Source organism: Lactobacillus nasalidis (assembly GCF_016587775.1).
Lineage (GTDB): Bacteria > Bacillota > Bacilli > Lactobacillales > Lactobacillaceae > Lactobacillus > Lactobacillus nasalidis.
The window spans coordinates 1-7,399 of the sequence record NZ_BOCG01000533.1 but is presented as its reverse complement, the minus strand read 5'-3'; the positions used below and the strand labels follow the sequence as shown (position 1 = coordinate 7,399).

6 protein-coding genes are annotated in these 7,399 nt (G+C 53.4%); all 6 read left to right on the top strand.

Going from position 1 to position 7,399, the window contains the following annotated elements:
- Positions 1–1,806 (top strand): family 65 glycosyl hydrolase domain-containing protein (locus tag lacNas_RS10440; RefSeq protein WP_201346836.1); only part of this gene is annotated, 1,806 nt, incomplete at its 5' end.
- Entirely contained in the window at positions 1,791–2,456 is a 666-nt protein-coding gene (gene pgmB, locus lacNas_RS10435; protein ID WP_201331845.1) for a beta-phosphoglucomutase, read from the top strand. The genes lacNas_RS10440 and pgmB, both read left to right, overlap by 16 nt.
- 10 nt (positions 2,457–2,466) lie before the next feature.
- Positions 2,467–3,573: an ABC transporter ATP-binding protein gene (locus lacNas_RS10430; RefSeq protein WP_201331844.1), complete on the top strand. Its 1,107-nt coding sequence runs from the start codon at positions 2,467–2,469 to the stop codon at positions 3,571–3,573.
- 107 nt (positions 3,574–3,680) lie between these two features.
- Positions 3,681–4,895: an extracellular solute-binding protein gene (locus lacNas_RS10425; protein ID WP_201331843.1), complete on the top strand. Its 1,215-nt coding sequence runs from the start codon at positions 3,681–3,683 to the stop codon at positions 4,893–4,895.
- A gap of 33 nt (positions 4,896–4,928) precedes the next feature.
- The gene (locus tag lacNas_RS10420) at positions 4,929–6,287 is read left to right on the top strand and encodes a carbohydrate ABC transporter permease (protein WP_201331842.1); all 1,359 of its coding nucleotides are present in this window, start codon (positions 4,929–4,931) and stop codon (positions 6,285–6,287) included.
- 2 nt (positions 6,288–6,289) lie between these two features.
- Positions 6,290–7,147, top strand: a complete 858-nt coding sequence (locus lacNas_RS10415; protein ID WP_201331841.1) for a sugar ABC transporter permease — start codon at positions 6,290–6,292, stop codon at positions 7,145–7,147.
- The last annotated feature ends 252 nt before the right edge of the window (positions 7,148–7,399 follow it).

The window sequence follows — 7,399 nt, the reverse complement described above, 5'->3', positions numbered from 1 at the left end:
TTGGACGGGGAAGCCGACCTGCGGATCGCCAGCCGCCTAAACGGCAACGTGGTCAACGAAGACAGCAACTACGAGGAAAGCTTCTGGGATGCCTTGAATGAAGACGCAAGCGGCCGCAGCATCCAGCTGCGGACCAAGCCGAACACCTTCGGCACCCCGCAGTTCACGGTTCTCTTAAAAGAAGTTACCCGGGAAAACGGCGAAGTTATTTCCGGCGACGTGACGACCGCCAGCGGCGAAGTCAGCGAGCACTTCTCCAAGACTCTGGCCGCCGGCCAAAGCTGGGAACTGGAAAAGGACGTCATCGTCATCACCAGCCGGGACGTGGCTGACAGCGAGCAGGCCGCCAAGGCTGACGAACTGATGGCCAAGCTGACCAGCAAGACTTTTGAAGAAAACCTGGCTGACCATGAAGCAGTTTGGGAAAAGCGCTGGGCCAGCTGCGACGTGACGATTGAAGGCGATCCGGCTGCCCAGCAGGGGATCCGCTTCAACATCCTGCAGCTCTTCATGACCTACTACGGTCAAGACCCGCGCCTCAACATCGGGCCGAAGGGCTTCACCGGCGAAAAGTACGGCGGTGCCACTTACTGGGACACTGAAGCCTTCATCGTGCCGATGTACCTGGCAGTAGCGCCAAAGGAAGTTACCAAGTCTCTCTTGGAATACCGGCACGAACAACTGCCGGGTGCCTTCCACAACGCCCGCCAGCAAGGCCTTAAGGGTGCCCTGTTCCCGATGGTGACCTTCAACGGGATCGAATGCCACAATGAGTGGGAAATCACTTTTGAAGAAATCCACCGCAACGCCGACATTCCATTTGCCATCTACCAATACACCCGCTACACGGGGGATGACTCCTACGTCAAGGACGAAGGGATGGACGTCTTGGTAGCAACTGCCCGCTTCTGGGCTGACCGGGTCCACTTCTCCAAGCGCAAGGGCATGTACATGATCCACGGGGTAACCGGCCCGAACGAATACGAAAACAACGTCAACAACAACTGGTTCACCAACACCATGGCCAAGTGGCTTTTGAGCTACACGATCGAACGCTGGCCGCTGGCAACGGAAGAAGCCAAGAAGCGCCTGCAGGTAACTGACGAGGAACTGGCCAAGTGGCAGGACATCGTTGACCGGATGTACCAACCGGAAGACAAGGAACTGGGCATCTTCGTCCAACACGACACTTACCTGGACAAGGACCTCAGAAGCAAGGACACCATTCCGGCTGACCAGCTGCCGCTGAACCAGCACTGGTCCTGGGACAAGATCCTGCGTTCGCCGTTCATCAAGCAAGCGGACGTTTTGCAGGGGATCTACTTCCTGAACGACCGCTTCACCAAGGAACAAAAGGAAAGAAACTACGACTTCTACGAACCAATGACGGTTCACGAAAGTTCCTTGAGTCCGTCAATTCACGCCATCCTGGCAGCTGAACTGGGCAAGCAGGACAAGGCGGTCGAGTTCTACGAACGGACTGCCCGCCTGGACCTGGACAACTACAACAACGACACGGTCGACGGCCTGCACATCACTTCCATGAGCGGGAGCTGGCTGGCCATCGTCCAGGGCTTTGCCGGCATGCGCTACAACGAAGACGGCATCCGCTTTGCTCCGTTCCTGCCGAAGAAGTGGTCCAGCTACAGCTTCAAGATCAACTACCGCGGCCGGATTTTGGCCCTGGCGGTTGAAAAGGACAAGGAAGTCAAGCTGACGCTTTTGAGCGGGGACGACCTGACCGTCAAGGTTTGGGACCAGGAAGTAACACTGAAAGAAGGACAAAGCCAATGCTTAAAGGATTAATTTTTGACCTGGACGGAGTCATCACTGACTCAGCCGTCTACCACCTCAAGGCTTGGCAGGACCTGGCCCGCGGCATCGGGATCGAACTTCCGGAAGAATTCGGCGACAAGCTGCGCGGCCTGTCCAGAATGGACTCCCTGGAAATCATCCTGGAGTACGGCCACAAGGAAAACGACTACAGCCAGGAAGAAAAAGAAGCCCTGGCCGCCAAGAAGAATGCGGCTTATGTCAACGCGGTCAAGGGGATGACCAAGGCCGACATCCTGCCGAAGATGGATGACCTGCTCAAGCAGGCCAAGGCTCAAGGGCTGAAGCTGGCCCTGGCCTCGGCTTCCAAGAACGCGCCGCTGATTTTGAAGCAGCTGGGCCTGGAAGACATGTTTGAAGCCCGGGTCGACCCGGCCACGCTCAAGCACGGCAAGCCGGACCCCGAAATCTACATCCGGGCTCAAGAACTGCTGGGCCTGGAAAAGGACGAAGTAATTTCGTTTGAAGACGCGCCGGCTGGCATTCAAGCCATCAAGGCTGCCGGACAATTCGCGGTCGGCATCGGCGACCCGATCGTGCTGCAAGGAGCCGACTACATCGTCGGTTCAACGAGTGCCTTGGATTTAACCGAGATTGAGAAAGTTTTTGAAGCAGGGAATTAGGTAAGAAAAAATGGTAAAAATCAACTTAAATCACATCTACAAGAAGTATCCAAACGCTGACGACTACTCAGTGTCAGACTTCGACCTGCACATTGGCGATCACGAATTCATCGTCTTTGTCGGTCCATCTGGCTGCGGGAAGTCAACTACCCTGCGGATGGTTGCCGGCTTGGAAGACATTACGGAAGGGACTTTGGAAATCGGCGGCAAGGTCATGAACGACGTCGCTCCCCGCGACCGGCACATTGCCATGGTTTTCCAAAACTACGCCCTGTACCCGCACATGACGGTTTACGACAACATGGCCTTCAGCTTGAAGCTGCGCCACTATGACAAGGCCGAAATCGACAAGCGGGTCAAGAACGCCGCTGAAGTATTGGGCCTGGCCCACCTGCTGGAACGGCGCCCAGCCGACTTGTCCGGTGGTCAAAGACAGCGGGTTGCCTTGGGCAGAGCGATCGTGCGTGACGCGCCGATCTTCCTGATGGACGAACCGCTGTCAAACCTTGACGCCAAGCTGCGGGTGTCCATGCGGGCGGAAATCGCCAAGCTGCACCAGAACTTGAAGACGACCACCATCTACGTTACCCACGACCAGACTGAAGCCATGACTCTGGCTGACCGGATCGTCGTCATGAACGCCGGCCGGATTCAGCAGATCGGCACGCCAAAGGAAGTCTACAACAAGCCAGCCAACCAGTTCGTTGCCGGCTTCATCGGGTCACCGCAGATGAACTTCTTCAACGTGACCTACAAGGACGGCTACGTTGACGACGGCCAAGGGCTCAGACTCAAGGTTCCGGAAGGCCGGGCCAAGGTGCTTGACTCCAAGGGCTACAACGGCAAGGCAATCGTCATGGGCTTGCGTCCGGAAGACATCCACATGGAAGAAGCCTTCCTGGAAACCTGGCCGGAAGCAGTCGTTTCCGCCAAGGTCGTCGTTTCCGAACTGCTGGGGGCAACGAGTCAGCTCTACATGAGCGTTGACAAGACCGAATTCGTCGGCGTGGTCAATGCCCGTGACTTCCACCAGCCGGGTGACAGCGTCAAGGCAGGTTTCAACCTGAACAACGCTCACTTCTTTGACAAGGAAACGCAAGTAACGATTACCGATTAATTCCATCATCCATCTGACGCTTAAGAAAAATTGATTCAGCTAACCAACTTGCAGCTTCGGCTGCAAGGTGATGTAAAAATAAAACATTGTTTGTTTAGGAGGAAAAAATGAGTTTCTTTAAGAAGGCTGCTTTGAGCAGCGCGGCAGTATTGGCTGCCTTGAGTTTGTCAGCATGCTCCAAGAGCAGCAGTTCATCATCAACTGCCAACAAGAAGGCATCTTTGACTTTGTGGGTGGACACTGAACAAGTATCCTACTACAAGGACATCGTTAAGGACTTCCACAAGAAGTATCCGAACATTACCGTCAAGGTTACCCAAAGTCCTAACGGTTCAGCCAACGCCAAGACTGACGTTGGTAAAGACGCTTCCAAAGCAGCCGACGTCTTTGAAGTTCCTAACGACCAATTAGGTCAAATGGCAAACGCTGGTTACATCAACCCGCTGTCACCAAGCGACACCGCCAAGATCAAGAAGGACTACGTCACCCAGGCATACAAGGGTGTTACCTGGAAGGGCAAGGTTTACGCTTACCCATACGCTCAACAAGCCGACACGATCTACTACAACAAGTCCAAGCTGTCAGCAAGTGAAGTTAAGGACTGGGACACTTTGACTTCCAAGGGCGTTTTGGCAACTGACTTTACCAACGCTTACACCATGTGGCCAATCTTCTTCTCAGCCGGTACCACCCTGTACGGTGAAAACGGTGAAAGCCTGAAGGGGTCAACCTTCAACAGCCAAAACGGTGTCAACGCTTTGACCTGGATTGCCAAGCAAAAGAGCAACAAGGGCGTAATGCAGACCTCCAACGCTTTGAACCAATTGAAGAAGGGCAACGCCGCTGCCATCATGGATGGTCCATGGAACGCTGCCAACATCAAGAAGATCTTGGGCAAGAACTTTGCCGTTGCCAAGTACCCAACTGTAACTGTCGGCGGCAAGAAGAAGCAATTGGAAGCCTTCCTGGGCATCGAAGGGTTCGCTGTGAACTCCCACACTTCCAACGCCAAGGCCGCTTCACAACTGGCAGCCTACATCACCAACAAGAAGTCACAACTGATCGCTCACGAAAAGGCTGGTCAAATCCCAGTTTTGAAGACTGCCGTAAACTCCAGCGAAGTTAAGAGCGACCCGGTCGCAGAAGCCGTTATCGAAATGGCCAAGCCAGGCAACTCAGTTCTGCAACCAAAGCTGCCGCAAATGGCAACCTTCTGGGACGGTGCAGCTCCTCTGATCAGCGGGACTTACGACGGCAAGATCAAGGCCAGCCAATACAAGGCCCAACTTGCCAAGTTCTCTAAGAAGATTTCTCAAAAGTAATTTAATCAAGCTTGAGAAGGAGAGTAATGAAAAATGTTTAAAAGAAAAGGACATGTTCCTCCAGCAGCCAGCTATAAAGAGGTCTGGTCCAAGGGGGATGCAGCTGACAAGCTGTCCTTCTTCTTCATGGGCGCCAGCGCCCTGAAGAACAAGCAGTGGGCCAAGGGGCTCAGCCTGCTGATTACCGAAATCGTCTTTTTGGTCTGGTTCATTTTCAGCGGGGCCAGTGCTCTCAGCATGCTGAGCAACCTGGGTGCCAACAAGACCAAGAGAGTCGTCTTTGACCAGGCTCAAGGCGTTTATGTGACCAAACAGCCAGACAACTCCGTCCTGATCCTCCTCTTCGGGATCATGGCCATCTTCCTGGTCATTGGCTTCATCTGCCTTTACGTCACCAACTTGCGGTCAACCCGGGCCAACTATATCAAGAAACGCGACGGCAAGCACATTGCCACCAACAAGGAAGAACTGGCCAGCCTGCTGGACTCCCGCCTGCACGCGACCTTGATGTTCGTTCCTTTGTTGGGAATTATCCTCTTCACTGTCTTGCCGACGGTCTTCATGATTTCCATGGCCTTTACCAACTATGACCGCCAGCACCCGATCGGTTTCTCCTGGACTGGTTTCCAGGCCTTCGGGAATGTCTTGAGCGGGGACCTGGCCGGGACTTTCTTCCCTGTCCTGGGCTGGACCCTGATCTGGGCCGTGGCTGCCACGGCAACCACCTTCCTGGGTGGGGTGCTCCTGGCCCTCTTGATTGAATCCAAGGGGATCAAGCACCGGAAAGTATGGCGGACGATCTTCATTATCGCTTACGCCGTACCGCAATTCGTTTCCTTGCTGCTGATCGCGCAATTTTTGGACGCGCAGGGTCCTTTGAACACCCTGCTGCAGAACTGGGGCTGGATCTCCGGGCCAATTCACTTCATCGACAATGAAGCGGCTCCTTGGGTAGCCCGGCTGACGGTTATCATCGTCAACATGTGGATTGGTATTCCGGTTTCCATGCTGGTTTCCATGGCGATTATTCAAAACCTGCCACAAGACCAGATTGAAGCTGCGAGAATCGATGGGGCCAACTCCTTCCAGATTTTCCACAACATTACCTTCCCGCAGATCCTCTTCGTCATGGGTCCGTCCCTGATTCAACAGTTCATCGGCAACATTAACAACTTCAACGTCATCTTCCTGTTGACGGGTGGTAAGCCAATGAACAACAACTACAACGGCGCGGGTTCAACCGACCTTCTGGTCAACTGGCTCTACAACCTGACCTTCGGTCAGCAGCAGCGCTACAACGCCTCAGCCGTTCTGGGCATCTTGATCTTCATCTTGAGTGCGACGATTTCCTTGATCGCTTACCGTCACACCACTGCGTTTAAGGAGGGATAAAATTGAAGTCTTACTCTAACCAGAGAAAAGTATCCCTTTTCTTCAGATATTTATTGCTGACAATTTTGGCAATTTTATGGTTGATCCCCATTCTTTGGATCGTTTTGGCCAGCTTCTCCTACAATGACACTGGCTTTATCTCAACCTTCTTCCCTGAAAAATGGACTCTGCAGAACTACATCGGGATCTTTACCAACTCCCAGTTCCCGTACCTGCACTGGATTATCAACACTTTGATCGTGGCAATCATTTCCGCCACTCTCTCAACCTTTATTCAAATCTCAGTTGCTTACGTTCTGTCCCGCTTACGCTTCAGACTCCGCAAGCCATTCCTGCAGATTGCCCTGGTTTTGGGCATGTTCCCTGGCTTCATGTCCATGATCGCCCTTTACTACATCTTGAAGGGGCTGAACATGCTGAACCTGGGCGGCTTGATCCTGGTCTACGTCGGTGGTGCCGGCCTTGGCTTCTATGTTGCCAAGGGTTTCTTCGACACTATCCCGCGGTCTCTGGACGAAGCAGCTGAACTGGATGGTGCAACCAAATGGCAGGTCTTCACCAAGATCGGCCTGCCACTCTCCAAGCCAATGATCGTTTACACAGCTTTGACGACCTTCATGGCACCATGGGTAGACTTCATCTTCTCCGGGATCATCCTCTCTACTTCAGGTGATCCAAAGACTTACACGATCGCTTACGGTCTGTACAACATGCTTTCTTCTTCAAAGGGGAGCGCGACGACCTACTTCGCCCAATTCGTGGCCGGATGTGTGATCATCGCCATTCCTATCACGATCCTCTTCATCATCATGCAGAAGTTCTACGTCAGTGGGATTACTGCTGGTGCTGACAAGGGTTAACACACAAACAGCACAACATTTCAATCCTTGCCTTCTCAGCGAAAAGAATCTGAGAAAATCTCGGATTCGGTTAAAGAAAAACAGTGGCAGCTTCACGCGAAGCTTACCACTGTTTTTTGTCTGAATTTTTTAAAAATGCTTATTTAAGCGGCCGGTAGAAGTCGATGCTGCTGGCAGCAGCGCAGTCCCCGGTCGTTTCCAGGATGCTGAGGCGGACGGCTTTGGCGCTGACGCCTCTGAGGCCGATGACCT

Bases quoted from the DNA above. Each gene is read 5' to 3' on its own strand.
- pgmB (WP_201331845.1), top strand. From the start codon at position 1,791: ATGCTTAAAGGATTAATTTTTGACCTGGACGGAGTCATCACTGACTCA.
- lacNas_RS10430 (WP_201331844.1), top strand. From the start codon at position 2,467: ATGGTAAAAATCAACTTAAATCACATCTACAAGAAGTATCCAAACGCT.
- lacNas_RS10425 (WP_201331843.1), top strand. From the start codon at position 3,681: ATGAGTTTCTTTAAGAAGGCTGCTTTGAGCAGCGCGGCAGTATTGGCT.
- lacNas_RS10420 (WP_201331842.1), top strand. From the start codon at position 4,929: ATGTTTAAAAGAAAAGGACATGTTCCTCCAGCAGCCAGCTATAAAGAG.